Origin of the sequence: Streptomyces sp. NPDC015144 (genome assembly GCF_043079735.1) — a bacterium.
Taxonomy (GTDB): Bacteria; Actinomycetota; Actinomycetes; order Streptomycetales; family Streptomycetaceae; genus Streptomyces.
This window is the reverse complement of sequence record NZ_JBIBUU010000011.1, coordinates 53,817-69,093: the sequence shown is the minus strand read 5'-3', so window position 1 is coordinate 69,093 and position 15,277 is coordinate 53,817. Positions and strand designations below refer to the sequence as shown.

Sequence of the window (15,277 nt, the reverse complement as noted above, 5' to 3'; positions counted from 1 at the left end):
AATCACATGGCCTCCGCGACGCACCCCGAAGTCGCCGCGCTCCTGGCACGCGCCCACCGGCTCGGCTCCGACCCCCGGAACACCAACTACGCCGGCGGCAACGCCTCGGTCAAGGCCGGCGGCACCGACCCCGTCACGGGCGGCGAGACGGAACTGCTGTGGGTCAAGGGGTCCGGCGGGGACCTCGGCACACTCACCGAGTCCGGGCTCGCGGTACTGCGCCTGGACCGGGTGCGCGCCCTCAAGGACGTGTACCCGGGGGTGGAGCGCGAGGACGAGATGGTGGCGGCCTTCGACTACTGCCTGCACGGCAAGGGAGGCGCGGCGCCGTCCATCGACACGGCGATGCACGCCCTGGTGGAGGCGCCGCATGTCGACCATCTGCATCCGGACGCGGGGATCGCGCTGGCCTGCGCGGCGGACGGCGAGAGGCTCACCGCCGAGTGCTTCGGTGACCGGGTGGCCTGGGTGGGCTGGCGCAGGCCCGGGTTCCAGCTCGGCCTGGACATCGCCGCGGTCCGCGCGGCCGACCCGCGGGCCGTCGGGGTGGTGCTCGGCGGCCACGGCATCACGGCCTGGGGCGCGACGTCCGAGGAGTGCGAGCAGAACGCCCTCTGGATGATCCGGACCGCCGAGTCCTTCCTCCGGGAACGGGGCGGGGCCGAGCCCTTCGGCCCCGTATGGGCGGGCCGGGAGCCCCTGCCCCGGGAGCGGCGCCGGGAGCGCGCGGCCGAACTCGCCCCGCTGGTCCGGGGCCTCGTCTCGACGGACCGCCTCCAGGTGGGCCACTTCACCGACGCGGAGCCGGTCCTCGACTTCCTGTCCCGGACCGAACATCCCCGGCTCGCCGCGCTCGGAACGTCGTGCCCGGACCACTTCCTGCGTACGAAGGTCCGTCCGCTGGTGCTCGATCTGCCGGCGGACGCCCCGCTGGAGGAGGCGGTGGCCCGGCTGACGGAGCTGCACGGGGAGTACCGGGAGGCGTATCGCGCGTACTACGAACGTCATGCCACCCCCGATTCCCCGGCGATGCGTGGTGCGGATCCGGCGATCGTGCTCGTGCCGGGGGTGGGGATGTTCTCCTTCGGCAAGGACAAGCAGACGGCGCGGGTCGCCGGGGAGTTCTATCTCAACGCCGTCCATGTGATGCGCGGCGCCGAGGCGGTCTCCTCCTACGCTCCGATCGAGGAGTCCGAGAAGTTCCGGATCGAGTACTGGGAGTTGGAGGAGGCGAAACTGCGCCGGATGCCGAGGGCGAAGCCGCTGGCCGCCCGGGTGGCGCTGGTCACCGGCGCCGGGTCCGGCATCGGCAGGGCGATCGCGCACCGGCTGGCCGCGGAGGGGGCGTGTGTCGTCGTCGCCGACATCGACGCGGAGCGCGCCGCTTCGGTGGCGCAAGAGATCGGCGGGCCGGACACCGCGGTCGCCGTGACGGTCGACGTGACCCGGGAGGAGCAGATCGTCGAGGCGTTCCGGGCCGCCGCGTTGGCGTTCGGCGGGGTGGATCTGGTGGTGAACAACGCCGGGATCTCCGTCTCGAAGCCGCTGCTGGAGACGACGGCGCAGGACTGGGACCGTCAGCACGCGATCATGGCGCGTGGCTCGTTCCTGGTCTCGCGGGAGGCCGCCCGGGTGATGCGCGGACAGCGGCTCGGTGGTGACATCGTCTACATCACGTCGAAGAACTCGGTGTTCGCGGGCCCGAACAACATCGCTTACTCGGCCACCAAGGCCGACCAGGCCCATCAGGTGCGCCTGCTGGCCGCGGAGCTGGGCGAGCACGGGATCCGGGTCAACGGCGTCAATCCGGACGGTGTGGTGCGTGGTTCGGGGATCTTCGCCGGTGGCTGGGGCGCCCAGCGCGCCGCGACGTACGGGATCGAGGAGGAGAAGCTCGGCGAGTTCTACGCCCAGCGGACACTGCTCAAGCGCGAGGTGCTTCCGGAGCACGTGGCCAACGCCGTGTTCGCGCTGACCGGTGGAGAGCTCACGCACACCACCGGGGTCCATGTGCCGGTCGACGCCGGTGTGGCCGCGGCCTTCCTCCGATGACCGGACGGGGATGCCGATGGCTGTGACACCGGAGCGCGACGCGGTCTTCGCCGCCGTGGACCTCGGCGCGACCAGCGGCCGGGTGATCACGGGTCGGGTCGGCCCGGAGCTGCTGGCGCTGCGCGAGCGGCACCGGTTCGCCAACGTGCCGGTGCGGCTGCCGGACGGGCTGCGGTGGGACGTGCTCGGGCTGTACCGGGAGGTGCTGGAGGGGCTGCGGGCCGCCGCGCGCGGTGGCCCGGTGGCCTCCGTCGGCATCGACTCGTGGGCGGTCGACTACGGTCTGCTCGACGCGGACGGGGCCCTGCTCGGCCTGCCGTTCCACTACCGGGACGGCAGGAACGCGCGGGCGGCCGAGCGGGTGCTCGCGGTGTGCGGGGCGCGGGAGCTGTACGCGGTGAGCGGTGTGCAGCACCTGCCGTTCAACACGGTGTTCCAGCTCGCGGCCCACCGTACGGGGGCGCAGTGGGGTGCGGCCCGGACGGTGCTGATGATCCCCGACCTGATGACGTACTGGCTGACCGGGTCGGTGGGCGCCGAGGTCACCAACGCGTCGACGACCGGTCTGTTCGACGCCTCGGCCGGCGGCTGGTCGGACGGGCTGATGGGCCGTCTGGGCCTGGAGCGTTCCTGGTTCCCGTCGTTGCGTGAGCCGGGCGACCCGGCGGGGACGCTGCTGCCGCATGTCGCCGCGGAAACGGGTCTGCCGGTCGCTACGCCGGTGACGGTCGTCGCCTCGCACGACACGGCGTCGGCGGTGGCGGCGGTGCCCGCCACCGGGCCGGGGTTCGCCTATGTGTCCTGCGGCACGTGGTCGTTGGCGGGACTGGAGCTGGCGTCACCGGTGCTGACCGAGGCGTCCCGGGCGGCCAACTTCACCAATGAGCGCGGAATCGACGGGACCGTGCGCTACCTGCGCAACATCATGGGGATGTGGCTGCTGGAGGAGTGCCGCCGGTCCTGGGAGCGGCGGGGCGGGGCTCCTGGGCTGGGCGAGCTGCTTTCGGCCGCCGCGCGCGCCCGGCCGTTCGCGGCTCTGGTCGACCCCGACGACGAGGCGTTCCTCGCACCGGACGACATGGTGTCGTGCATCGACGAGCGGCTCGCCGCATCGGGGCAGGCGGCGCCGGACGGCCCGGGAGGGTACGTCCGGTGCGTGCTGGAGAGCCTGGCGCTGGCCCATCGCAGGACCCTGAGGGAGGCGGCCTCGCTCGCCGACCAGGAGGTGACCCGGATCCACATGGTGGGCGGCGGATCGCGCAACGAGCTGCTGTGCCAGTGGACCGCGGATGCCACGGGTCTGCCCGTCACCGCCGGCCCGGCCGAGGCGACCGCGCTCGGCAACATCCTGGTGCAGGCCCGTGCCCGGGGGCTGGTCGGCGACCTGGCCGGGATGCGGCGACTGGTGTCCCGTACACAGGAGTTGCGCCATTACGTGCCGCAGGGGGACCAGGGGGCCTGGGACGGGGCCGCCGCCCGGCTGCACGCGTGCTGAACCGGTGCCGACCGGCCCCGCTCCCGGTGCGGCCGGGCCGGACCGCCGCATACGGGATGCGGGCGTGCCGCGGGGCTCAGTCCGTCGTCGCGGGCGCGGCGAGGCCGAGTTCCCGGTCGCCCAGTGAGGCGAAGAAGGAGGCCACGTCCTCATCGGTGACCTCGGCGAGGGTCGCCGGGTTCCAGCGCGGGGTGCGGTCCTTGTCGATGATCTGCGCTCGTACGCCTTCCACCAGGTCGGGCCGGGTGAAAGCCGCGCACGAGGTCCGGTACTCCTGGTCGAGCACCGCTTCCAGGCTGCCGAGACCACGTGCCCTGCGGACCGCCGAGAGGGTCGCCTTCAGCGCGGTCGGGGACTTGCCGAGGATCGTCTGGGCGGCCTGCTTGGCGGCGGGGATGCCGCTGCCGTCGAGCCGGTCGACGATCTCCTCGACGGTGTCCGCCCGGTAGCAGGCATCGATCCATTCGCGGTGCGCGGCCAGTTCGCCGGCCGGTGCGGGCGCGGCATGGCGGCGGACCGTCTCCTCGATCCCCGCTGCCGTGTCGCATCCGGCGAGGTCCGCGACGAGCGGGGCAAGGCGTTCGGACGGGACGAAGTGGTCGGCGAGCCCGCAGAGCAGTGCGTCGGCCGCGCCGACCGCGTCCGCGGTGAGCGCGAGATGGATGCCGAGTTCGCCGGGGGCGGCGCCGAGCAGGTGGGTGCCGCCGACGTCGGGCACGAAGCCGATGCCGGTCTCGGGCATGGCGATGCGCGAGTTCTCGGTGACGACCCGGACGTCGCCGTGGGCGGAGACGCCGACGCCGCCGCCCATCACGATGCCGTCCATGATTGCGACGTAGGGCTTGGAGAAGCGGGCGATACGGGCGTTGAGCCGGTACTCGTCGCGCCAGAACTCCGTCGACGCGCTGCCGCCCGCCCTGGCGTCCTCGTAGATCGACCGGATGTCGCCACCGGCGCAGAGGCCGCGCCCGCCCGCGCCGGTGATCAGGACGGCGATGACGGTGTCGTCGGCCGCGGCTTCGGCCAGCGCCGCATCGAGACGCGCCACCATCTCGTGGTTCAGCGCGTTCAGGGCACGTGGCCGGTTGAGGGTGATGTGGCGGACACGCCCCTCGTCGTGCAGGAGAACGGGATCTTCGTGGTTCATGATTGCGCTCCGGTCAGCCCCTGTGCCGTATCGCTCGCGGTCCGCGGGCGATCCTTCCGCCGCCATTCTCCGGTGCGGGGTGCGGACCGGGGCGGCAGGGGTGGGGGTCGGGGTCCGGGCACGCGGGGCCGCCGCCGTTCTCCGGCCGGAGAAATTCGCCCGGTGCCCGCTGTGGCAACCTGCGGGGACCGGTTCGACAATTGAGTGACCCCGTTCGGGCCGCGCCGACCGGCAGCCCCGCCCGGCGACTTCCGGAGCAGGTATGACCGATCACGACCAGCAACCGAGCACCTCCGTCCCGTCGCATCTGCTGTTCGAGAGGGTGCACAACAGTGAGATCGGGACGGCGCAGCGGCTTGCCATGAACCGGACGGGCAGCTTCGAGTGGGACGTGGAGGCCGGGACGCTGGACATGGACGACGCCGGGCTGCTCGTCTTCGGCCTGAACCCCCAGACCTTCGATTCACGGGCCGATACGGTGCTGAACCTGCTGGAACAGTCGGAGCGGACCCGTCTCGACATGGCGATCGACGAAGCGGTCCGGAGCGGGCGCAGTTCCTGCAGTGTTCATTTCCTGGTGCCGATGGAGAACGGGCGGGACCAGTGGACCCATATCCAGGCCCGCATCCTGCGCCATGACGACGGTCGGCCGCACCGGGTCGTCGGGGTGGTGCAGGACGCCACCGCGGAGGTCACCCATTCGGCCTTCATGCTCGACCTGGAGAGGCAGCGCCAGCGCCAGACCAGCATCGTTGAACGGACAACGAATGCGCTGTCGCGGGCGGTGACCGTCGACGACGTCACCGCGGCGCTCACCGGCCCGGATGCGCTGACCCGGCTCGGGGCGGACGGCGTGGCGCTCGCCCTGGTCGAGAACACCTCGCTGAGCGTCCTCGTGCTGAGCGGTGACTCCGTGGAGGCGATCGACGGGGTCGGGGACGCCGGGCTGGACCGCCGGTTTCCACTCGCGGACACCGTGCTAGACGGCCGGCCGCGCTTCCTGACCTCCGTCGCGGCGCTCATCGAGCGCTACCCCGCACTCGCCCCCCACGCCGGCCGGCTGGAGTTCCGGGCGGCCGCCTATCTCCCGCTCGTCGCCCAGGCCCGCCCCCTGGGCACCCTGGCCCTCTTCTACCGGGAGAACACCTCGTTCAACGCGGACGAACGCAACCTCTGCCTGGGACTGGCCGCCATCGTGGCGCAGTCCCTGCAGCGCGCGAAGCTCTTCGACGAGGAACGCGAATTCGCCACCGGTCTTCAGTCGGCGATGCTGCCGCGACGGATCCAGGAGATCGAGGGCGGCGAGATCGCGGTGCGCTACCACGCCGCCTGGAGCGGACGCCAGGTGGGCGGCGACTGGTACGACGTGATCGCCCTGCCCAACAAGCGGTTCGGGATCGTGGTCGGTGACGTGCAGGGCCATGACACGCACGCGGCAGCCATCATGGGCCAGCTGCGCATCGCGCTGCGCGCGTACGCGGGCGAGGGGCACCCTCCTTCCACGGTGCTGGCCCGCGCCTCGCGCTTCCTCGCGGAGCTGGACACGGACCGGTTCGCGACCTGCACCTACGCCCAGGTCGATCTCGCGTCGGGGACCGTACGCGTGGTACGGGCGGGGCATTTCAGCCCGCTGATCCGGCACATGGACGGCCGGGTCGGCAGCCCGCAGGTGCGCGGAGGTCTGCCGCTGGGCATTTCGACGGACTTCGGGGACGAGGAGTATCCCGAGACCCGGCTGGACCTGGTGCCGGGCGAGACGCTCGTCCTGTACACGGACGGTCTGGTGGAGGAGCCGGGGGCCGACATCGACGTGGGTGTGCGGGCCCTGATCCATGAGGTGAGCGTGGGACCGGCGGGCGCCGAGGCGCTGGCCGACCACCTCTCGGACCAGCTCTGGGAACGCTGGGGTTCGGGGGACGACGTGGCGCTCCTGGTGCTCCGCCGCAGCCCGGACCCCGGGTCGCCCAGGGCGCCCCGCCTGCATCAGTACATCCACCAGGCGGACCCGGAGGGGCTGTCCGACGCCCGGAGCATCGTGCGCCAGGCCCTGACCGACTGGGACATGGCCGAACTCGCGGACGACGCCGAGTTGGTGACCGGCGAGCTGCTGGTGAACGTGCTGCTGCACACGGAGGGCGGCGCGGTTCTCACCCTGGAGGTGCTGCCGGAGCCCGTGCGCAGGGTCCGGCTGTCCGTGCAGGACCGCTCCAGCGCCTGGCCGAGGCGGCGCAGCCCCGGCGAGACCGCGACGTCGGGCCGGGGGCTGCTCCTGCTGGACGCCGTGGCCTCGCGCTGGGGGATCGAGCCGCGTGGCGAGGGCAAGGCGGTCTGGTGCGAGATCGGCCCGCCGGCCCGGCCCTCCGGTACTCCCCCGCCGTCCTCCCCGACCGCCGGGCGGCCCTGATCCAGCGTCGGCAGCGCCCGGGGCCGCCGTCGGCGCGGCCGGATCACAGACGGCGGTGCATGACGTGCAGTCCGACGAATCCCTCCCTCGGGTGCTCGAATCCCTCCGGCACCGTTCCCAGGATCTCGAAGCCGAGCGAACGGTAGAGGCTGACGGCGTTCACGTTCGTCTCGACGACCGCGTTGAACTGCATCGCCCGGAACCCCTCCGTACGCGCCCACTCCAGGGTGTGTTCGCACAGGGCCCGCCCGACGCCCCGCCCCGCGTGTGCCGGATCGACCATGTAACTGGCGCTGGCGATGTGCGCGCCGTTGCCGCTCTGGTTGTTGTTCATCTTGGCCGTGCCGAGGACGGTACCCTCCTCGTCGACCGCGACCACCGTCCGGTTGGGGGCCTGGAGGAGCCACCAGGAGCGGGCTTCCTCCTGCCCGAGGTCCAGCGGGTAGGTGAACGTCTCGCCCGAAGCGACGATTTCATGGAAGAACGGCCAGATGGCGGGCCAGTCCTCAGGTGTGGCTTCCCTGATCATCATGCGGGTCAGGATGCCGTGCCCGCTCTCCGCACGCGAGCGCTTTGCGCGCCCCGCGGTCACGGACGGCAGTCGCCCCCGAAGGCCGCCCCACCGACGCACGCCGTGGCCCGACGCGCCGGCGGTCGGCCGCCCTGCGCGTACGGAACCGGCCGATCCGGGCGAGCAGTCCACCGCCCGCCGGTGCCACCGGGCCCACCACGCCCCGGTCCGCCTCCCCACACGGCACGGCCCCGGAACCGGCTTCGGCTTCGGCTTCGGCTTCGGCTTCGGCTTCGGCCCGAGCATGCTGCCCGGGTGCGCCGCCCCCGGTTTCCGGGCCCACAGGGAAGAGGTCGCGCCACGCACCGTCCGGGCGCGGGGCCGGCCGGACATCCCTGGCATGGTCCAACTCCATGATCAGCGTCACCCGCCGCCACAGCAGTTCGTCCGGCTCGTCCGCCTGCATGAGACGCGCCATGGTCTCGCGCGCCCACGGCGGCCCGACCGGACCGAAGACCGGCTCGGGCCCGATCCTGGCGAGGTAGGCGCGCTCGTAGGGATCGTCGACCACTTCCGCCAACTGCACCGGGTCCAGCGTCTCCGCGAGCACGGCCGCGCGGGCCCACGGATCCTCCGTCAGACCGCACAGACGCTCGACCCGCCGTGAACGCCAGTTGCGCGCCCGGCAGTCGGCGCCGTCCGCGAGCCGGCCGAGCAGCCAGGCCGGACTCCGGCCTTCCAGGAGCCGTGGTTCCCGCGCGCCGAAGTCCGCGATCTCGTCGGCGAGATACAGCCAGACGACCGCCCGGTACCGGTTGAGATAGAACGCGATGGGCGTGAGGCATCCCGCGCGGGCGAGCTTGGTGAACCGGTCCGGGCTGATCCCGAGCTGCTCGGCCCCCTGCGCCGTGCCGACCGTGCGCACCCTGGCTCGCAGGACGTCCGGAAAGCCCTCCTGCGACCGGAGGCGTTCGACCTCGCCACAGCCGACCCGGGACCGCCTGCCGTCCCGCGAGGAGGTCAAGCGGATCAGCCCGAGATGCGCGGCGATCACGAACTCACCACGTTTCAGCTCCAGTTCGCGCGCCGCCGCACCCACCGTCATCGTGCCTTCGGCGGCCGCGCCGCCCGCCCCCGGACCGGCCGCTTCCGTCCGCGCTTCTTCGGCAACAGCCATGTCGCTCTCCCCCATGAGGTTTCGGTTACTCTCTGTGAGCACCGTAACCCCGAAGGGGATCCGCCCGTCGGGCCTGTGGATAACTCCGACGACCGGCCGGATACCGCCGCACCGGTCAGGCGCGGTCGTCCTCTTCCTCCGCCGACTGCCGTGCCTCGACGCCCAGGTGCTCGCCGACCCTGTTGACCAGCAGCGTCATCTCGTACGCGACCTGTCCGACATCCGCCTCGGCATCGCTCAGCACACAGAGACAACTGCCGTCGCCGGCCGCCGTCACGAAGAGCATCGCCTCGTCGAACTCCACCATGGTCTGACGAGCCCTACCGGCCCGGAAGTGGCGCCCCGATCCCCGCGCGAGACTGTACAAACCGGATGAGACGGCGGCCAGATGCTCGGCGTCCTCGCGAGCCAGGCCCGCGCTCGCGCCCGTGACGAGTCCATCGTTCGACAGCACCAGCGCGTGCCGTATGTACTCGACCCTGCTCGTGAGATCGTCAAGGAGCCAGTCGAGTCCCCTGTTCAGCGCCATTTCCCCGCTCCTCCCCGCTCATACGTTCCCCGTGCCCCGTTGGTACAAGCCTTGCGCACCGGTCACGTGGGGGCAAGGACTCCTCTCTCATGTGGCTTGGTCCGGCACCTACACTGGACGCTTCGGGAACGGAAGACACGAACGGACCGCACGGACGGACGACGGTGTCGCCCGGGCCACGCGGAGCGGAAGCGGACAGGGAGAGCGAAGAGTGCCGACAGCTGCCGATGGCGGTTTCGAGGATCCGCCCGCGGAGGTGCTGGCGGAGGCCGCCGCGGCCTTCGGCCTGCTGGCGACGCCCGCGCGGCTGCACATCGTCTGGGCTCTCGCCCAGGGGGAGAGCGATGTGACCGGTCTCGCCGACCGGGTGGGCGGCACGCTCCCGTCGGTGAGCCAGCATCTGACCAAGCTCAAGCTCGCGGGACTCGTCCGCTCCCGGCGGGAAGGCCGCCGCCAGGTGTACCTGGTCGACGACCCCGACGTGGTGACCGTCGTCCGGCTGATGGTCGGCCAGCTCGCCGAGCGCGCCGGGCACGCCCCCGCACCGCCCTCACGCCTCCGTGGACTCGGTGCCTGAGAGCAGTGCCGCCGCAGGTCCCGGCAGCACAGACCCCACCAGCACCCTCCCCGGCGGCGCCGGTCACGACGGCCCGTCCGCCGTCGTCCTGCCGTTGCCGGGAACACGGAGAGCCCCGGCCCCCGCCGCCGCTGCCGCTTCCGTCCCGACCGCCGGGACGGAAGCCGGTTCCACCTCTCTCCAGGTGCTCCGTTCACTGGACAGCGGTCCGCGCGGGCTGCTGGAGGAAGAGGCCGCCGACCGGCTCGTACGCTGCGGCGAGAACGTCCTGCCCGCCTGGCGCCCGGTCTCCTGGCCCCGGCGTTTCCTGCGGAGCCTGCGCGACCCCTTCACCTCCGTGCTGCTGTGCCTGGGCCTGGTCTCGGCGGCCGTGTCCTCCTGGGGAACGGCCTGCGTCACGCTGGTGCTCGTGGTCGTCAGCTGCCTGCTGCGCTCGGTGGAGGAGCACCGGGCCGACCGTTCGACGGCCGCGCTGCGGGCGCTCGTCGCGACCACCGCGACCGTCCTGCGCCGCACCGGCCCGGACGCGGCGCCGCAGGCCCGTGAACTGCCCGTCGCGGAGCTGGTCCCGGGCGACGTGATCCGGCTCGCCGCCGGCGATCTCGTACCCGCCGATGTGCGGCTGCTGCGGGCGAGCGGGCTGACCGTCCACCAGTCGGCCCTCACCGGCGAGTCGGTGCCGGTCGCCAAGCATCCCGTCGAACCGGTGCCACGACCGCGCTCCACAAGGGACGCGCACGTCGGCCCCGAGGGACTGTTCACCCGGCCGGAGCTCTGTTTCCAGGGCAGCAGCGTGGCCTCCGGCAGCGCCACGGCGGTCGTGACGGCCACGGGCGGGGACACCCGGTTCGCCGCCGCCTACGACGGTTCGGCGCGCCGGCGCGGGGCCAGCGCCTTCGACCGGTCGGTGCACGGTATCTCCTGGACGCTGATCCGTTTCATGCTGCTGACCCCGCCGCTGGTCCTGATGGCCAACGCGGCGCTGCGCGGCCGGGGCCTGGAGACGCTTCCGTTCGCCGTCGCGGTGGCCGTCGGGCTCACGCCGGAGATGCTGCCGGTGATCGTCACGACCGCACTGGCCAGGGGCGCTTCGCTGCTCGCCAGGGACCACCGGGTCATCGTCAAACGGCTGCCCGCGCTGCACGATCTCGGTGCCGTCGACGTGCTGTGCGTCGACAAGACCGGGACCCTCACCCAGGACCGCCCGGTCGTCGAGCAGGCGCTGGACGCCTCGGGCCGGGAGGACCCCGAGGTACTGCACTGGGCCGCGGTCAACGCACTGTGGACGCTGGAGCTCGCCGACCTGCCCTCCCCCGACGCGCTCGACGAAGCGGTGCTGGACGCGGCCGAGGAACGCGGCGAGGACTGGTCCGCGTACGACGGTGTCGCGGCGCTGCCGTTCGATCCGGCGCGCCGCCTCTCCACCGCGGTCGTCCGCCGCCCCGGCGGGCTCGGGGTGCACACCCTCGTGACCAAGGGCTCGGTCGAGGCGGTGCTGGAACGGTGCGTGCTGGAGGAGACCGAGCGGAGCCGGCTGCGGGCGCTCGCCGCGCGGGAGACCGCGAGCGGACTGCGGCTGCTCGCGGTGGCACGGACCGACCGGCCCGCCCGGGCGCGCGCGTACACCCCGTCCGACGAGCGGGGGCTGGTCTTCCTCGGCTTCGTCACGCTGCAGGACGCGCTCGCGCCGAGCGCGTCCGGCGCGCTGGACGCGCTGCGGAACCAGGGGGTCGACGTCAAGGTCCTGACCGGCGACGATCCGGGCACCGTGGCCCGGGCCTGCCGGAACCTCGGCCTCGATCCGGGCGAGGTCGTACCCGCCGAGCGGCTCGACGCGCTGTCGGACGCGGAGGTCTCCGAGGCCGCCGAGCGGGCCACGGTCTTCGCCCGGTGCACTCCGGAGCACAAGGCCCGCATCGTCTCCGCGCTGCGCACCACCGGGCGGACCACCGGGTTCCTCGGGGACGGTGTCAACGACCTGCCCGCCATGCATGCCGCGGATGTCGCGATCTGCCCGCGCGACGCGGTCGACGTGGCGCGGGAGACCGCCGACGTGGTGCTGGCCGAGAAGGACCTCGCCGCGATCGACGACGCCATCACCGCGGGACGACGGTCCAGCGGGAACATCGCGACGTATCTGCGCATCACGCTCTCGTCCAACCTGGGCAATGTCATCGCGATGCTGGCGGCGGGACTGATGCTGCCGTTCCTGCCGATGCTTCCGGCACAGGTGCTGGTGCAGAACCTCTGCTTCGACGTGGCGCAGCTCGCCTTCGCCTTCGACCGTCCCGCCGCCGAGGTGCTGCGCCGGCCCGCGCTGCTCCGGCCACGCGACTTCCTCCGGTTCATCACGGGTTTCGGGCTGATCAACGCCACCGCCGACCTGGCGACCTTCGCGGTGCTGGCGATCGCCCTGCACGGCTCCACGGCCTCCGGCGAGCAGGAGGCGTTCCACTCGGGGTGGTTCACCGAGAACCTCCTCACCCAGGCCCTGGTGATGCTGCTGCTCCGCACGGGCGGTCGGGCCGCCGGCGGTCGCGGCGGGGGGCCGCTGCGGATGGCCGCCTGCGGCCTCGCGGTGGTCGGCCTGCTGCTGCCGCTCACGCCGTTCGGCGGACTGCTGGGCATGAGCGCGCTGCCGCCGCTGTACTACCTGCTGCTGGCATCGGTGCTGACCTTGTACGCGGCCGCGTTGCGGGCGGCCCGCAACCGCTACGAACGGAAGTGGAGCCAGTCATGAGCCCACCGCACACCCACCCCTCGACGCAGCCCGGCGGCCATGCGGAGCGCGGTGGCCCGGGCGGGACACGTGCCCGTCGCGCCACGCTCGACGACGTGCCGGCGCTGGTGCGGCTGCGGGGGCTGATGCTGGACGGCATGGGGGTGGAGACCGGTGGCCCCGACGCGCCGTGGCGGGCGGCCTCGGCCGACTGGTTCACCGACCGACTGGGGCGGCCCGGCCTGTTCGCGGCGTTCCTGGTCGATGATCCCGAGCTCGGTGTGGTCTCCGGCGCAGCAGGGGCGTGCGACGCGCGTGCCCCGGGGCCGACGAACCTCGGCGGCCTCCAGGGGCACGTCTTCAACGTCAGCACCGACCCCCGTCGCCGCCGCCTCGGTCACGCCCGGGTCTGTCTCGACGCCCTGCTCGACTGGTTCCGCACGGAGACCTCCGTCGCCGAGGTGGCCCTGAACGCCACCGGGGACGGGACCGCGCTGTACGAGTCGTACGGCTTCGCGCCGCCCCGTCACCCCGTTCTGCGGCTCCGGCTGGCCGGGCCGTCGCGCTGACCGGGCCGGTCCCTGGGGGGATCGTCAGCCGTACGAGAGGTTGGCGCACGGGTCGTCGTCGGCGGACCGGCCCTCGTCGGCGACGGTGGGGGGAACGGTGGTGGGCGCCGTCGCCCCGGGGGCGGCCGTGGGGTTCTGGGCGTACGAGGTCCCCAGGATGACCTGGATGCCAGGGGCGGTCGACTCGACCGCCCTGGCTCCGGCGAAGAGCCGCGCGGTGGTCTCGGCCTGCTCCCGGAGGCCCGGCCCGTACTCGACGACGGTCGTGGCGTGGTCCTGGCTGCTCGCCGTGCCGGTGGTGGTGACGGTGAATTCCCGGGAGCGCAGGAGCTCGGTCGCCTGCGCGGCGAGGCCGGGGGTCGTGGTGCCGTTGTAGACCGCGACGCTGATACCCCTGCCGGAGACCGGGGCGTTCGCGGCGGCCCCCGGGTTGCCTCCCTTTCCGTCGCCGCCGTCGGACTTCTTGCCGCTGGCGTCCTTCCCGTCGATGGTGCGGTCGGCCTTGAGCGCCGCCCAGAGAGCACCGGCGTCCGGCTCGACGATCGCGACACGTGGGCCTTCGTAGCGCCAGGGAACGGTGACGAACTTGGTGTTGTGCAGGTCGACGTTCTTCATCGACAGGGCGAAGGACAGCAGCTTGTCCGCCGACCCGAGTCCGGGGTCCACGGTCATCGCGTCGGTGGCCGCATTGGCGAGCGGCAGCAGTGTGGTGGGGTTCAGCCCGTTGGACTTGACCTTCTTGATGAGGGCGGCGACGAAGGCCTGTTGCCGTTTGATACGCCCTATGTCCGAGCCGTCACCGATTCCGTGCCGCAGCCGGACGTAGTCGAGCGCCCGTTGTCCGGAAACGGTCTGCCGCCCCTTGGAGAAGATCTTCTCGCCCCGGGTGGGGCGCTTCGGGCTCAGGTCCCGCTGGTAGACGTCATTGGGCAGGCAGACCGGGACGCCGCCGACGGCCGAGGTCAGTGCGGAGAAGCCGACGAAGTCGACGACGATGGTGTGGTTCACCCGCAGACCGGTGAGCTGCTCCACGGTGTTCTGGGTGCAGGCGGGATTGCCCTCGGCGGTCTCCCCCACCGTGAACGCCGAGTTGAACATCACGCGGTGCTGCGGCTCGGTCCACTTGCCGTCCCGTCCCTTGCAGGGCGGTATGTCGACCAGCGAGTCACGGGGGATGGACACCGCCACCGCGTGCTCGCGGTCACCGTACACGTGCAGGAGGAACGCCGTGTCGGAACGCCCCACCTCGCCCGTGCCACCACCCAGACCGCTGTTGTCGCCCGAGCGCGAATCCGACCCGATGACCAGGACGTTCTGCCCCTGCGCGGAGCCGGGCGGCCGGTTGTCCGAGATCCCGTCCGCGCTGAAGGTGTCGATGGAGCCGCCGAGCTTGAGGTAGGCCCATCCGGCGCCCGCGACGAGCAGCACCATGAACGATGTCCCGACCAGGGCCGTGCGCCTCAGGCGCACCGCGCCCCTGCTCGCTGCCGCTTTCCGACGTCCCGCCATCGGCCCACCCCATCCGTCCGGTTTCCATGAGGGAGGACGTGCGCCACCCCCTCATGGTTGTACAGTTGCGCAATGTAGCAAGTGTCAGCGCCCGAGTGGATCATCGGACCTGCCCATAGTCAGCCTGAAGCACTGTCAGTCGGCGCGGGGCGGAAACTCCGGCCAAAGAACCGAAAGGAAGGGTGGGACCCCCCATGTTGCGAAACGGCCTCGAACCCTGGCACCTGTTGATCGTGGCGATTGTGGTGATCGTGCTGTTCGGCTCGAAGAAGCTGCCGGACACGGCCCGGGCCCTGGGCAAATCCATGCGGATCCTGAAGAGTGAGGCGAAGGCCATGAAGGAGACCGACACACCGACACCGGGGGCCGATGCGCAGGCACCTCACGCCGAACCGCAGACCGCCCGCACCGGCGCGCAGGTCATCGGTGGAACAACGACGCCGCACACCGATCCGCGCACCGCCCGCACCGAACCGACCGCGTAACACTCCGCACCACCCCCGCGGGAAGCAACTCGCGGAACGATCACTTCACGGCTTGCGCAAGCATGGGAACCATGGTCACGATGCCGTCGTTGACCTGGTGACG

At 72.2% G+C, this 15,277-nt stretch carries 12 protein-coding genes; 7 read left to right on the top strand and 5 right to left on the bottom strand.

All coding sequences use genetic code 11. From position 1 onward, the window contains the following. The first annotated feature begins 6 nt into the window (after positions 1-6). Both ACF08W_RS19830 and ACF08W_RS19825 read left to right on the top strand, forming a co-directional pair. Complete coding sequence (locus tag ACF08W_RS19830; protein WP_392280002.1) at positions 7-2,052, top strand: bifunctional aldolase/short-chain dehydrogenase; 2,046 nt, start codon at positions 7-9, stop codon at positions 2,050-2,052. Between the two features lie 16 nt (positions 2,053-2,068). Then, entirely contained in the window at positions 2,069-3,547 is a 1,479-nt protein-coding gene (locus ACF08W_RS19825) for a rhamnulokinase family protein (RefSeq protein ID WP_392280001.1), read from the top strand. A gap of 76 nt (positions 3,548-3,623) precedes the next feature. On the opposite strand, the gene ACF08W_RS19820 is transcribed toward ACF08W_RS19825, so the two are convergent. Next, positions 3,624-4,694, bottom strand: coding sequence for an enoyl-CoA hydratase/isomerase family protein (locus ACF08W_RS19820; RefSeq protein WP_392280000.1), 1,071 nt, complete (start codon positions 4,692-4,694; stop codon positions 3,624-3,626). Positions 4,695-4,956: 262 nt separating this feature from the next. Here ACF08W_RS19820 and ACF08W_RS19815 point away from each other — a divergent pair, with 262 nt between their 5' ends. Beyond that, on the top strand, positions 4,957-7,098 hold the full coding sequence (locus ACF08W_RS19815) for a SpoIIE family protein phosphatase (protein WP_392279999.1): 2,142 nt from the start codon (positions 4,957-4,959) through the stop codon (positions 7,096-7,098). A 43-nt stretch (positions 7,099-7,141) separates the two neighbouring features. Here the strand turns inward: ACF08W_RS19815 and ACF08W_RS19810 are convergent, their stop codons facing one another. From ACF08W_RS19810 to ACF08W_RS19800, 3 genes are all read right to left on the bottom strand, one after another. Next, positions 7,142-7,630, bottom strand: coding sequence for a GNAT family N-acetyltransferase (locus ACF08W_RS19810; RefSeq protein WP_392279998.1), 489 nt, complete (start codon positions 7,628-7,630; stop codon positions 7,142-7,144). Continuing rightward, positions 7,605-8,786, bottom strand: coding sequence for a DUF6397 family protein (locus ACF08W_RS19805; RefSeq protein WP_392279997.1), 1,182 nt, complete (start codon positions 8,784-8,786; stop codon positions 7,605-7,607). Before ACF08W_RS19805 ends, ACF08W_RS19810 begins: the two co-directional genes overlap by 26 nt. A gap of 115 nt (positions 8,787-8,901) precedes the next feature. Then, positions 8,902-9,315: a roadblock/LC7 domain-containing protein gene (locus tag ACF08W_RS19800; protein WP_366297081.1), complete on the bottom strand. Its 414-nt coding sequence runs from the start codon at positions 9,313-9,315 to the stop codon at positions 8,902-8,904. A gap of 211 nt (positions 9,316-9,526) precedes the next feature. Here ACF08W_RS19800 and ACF08W_RS19795 point away from each other — a divergent pair, with 211 nt between their 5' ends. The 3 genes from ACF08W_RS19795 to ACF08W_RS19785 are packed head-to-tail and all read left to right on the top strand — an operon-like array spanning position 9,527 to position 13,180. Then, entirely contained in the window at positions 9,527-9,892 is a 366-nt protein-coding gene (locus tag ACF08W_RS19795) for a metalloregulator ArsR/SmtB family transcription factor (RefSeq protein ID WP_352280352.1), read from the top strand. Continuing rightward, positions 9,876-12,632: a magnesium-translocating P-type ATPase gene (gene mgtA / locus ACF08W_RS19790; protein ID WP_392279996.1), complete on the top strand. Its 2,757-nt coding sequence runs from the start codon at positions 9,876-9,878 to the stop codon at positions 12,630-12,632. The genes ACF08W_RS19795 and mgtA overlap by 17 nt, the downstream gene beginning before the upstream one ends. Then, positions 12,629-13,180 carry a GNAT family N-acetyltransferase gene (locus tag ACF08W_RS19785; RefSeq protein WP_385217011.1) on the top strand — a complete coding sequence of 184 codons (552 nt, stop codon included), beginning with the start codon at positions 12,629-12,631 and terminating at the stop codon, positions 13,178-13,180. Before mgtA ends, ACF08W_RS19785 begins: the two co-directional genes overlap by 4 nt. A gap of 24 nt (positions 13,181-13,204) precedes the next feature. On the opposite strand, the gene ACF08W_RS19780 is transcribed toward ACF08W_RS19785, so the two are convergent. Then, positions 13,205-14,689 carry an LCP family protein gene (locus ACF08W_RS19780; RefSeq protein ID WP_392279995.1) on the bottom strand — a complete coding sequence of 495 codons (1,485 nt, stop codon included), beginning with the start codon at positions 14,687-14,689 and terminating at the stop codon, positions 13,205-13,207. A gap of 194 nt (positions 14,690-14,883) precedes the next feature. Here ACF08W_RS19780 and tatA point away from each other — a divergent pair, with 194 nt between their 5' ends. Then, a complete protein-coding gene (tatA, locus tag ACF08W_RS19775) occupies positions 14,884-15,174 on the top strand; it encodes a Sec-independent protein translocase subunit TatA (RefSeq protein ID WP_385217017.1) in 291 nt (96 codons plus the stop codon). Positions 15,175-15,277 lie beyond the last annotated feature (103 nt).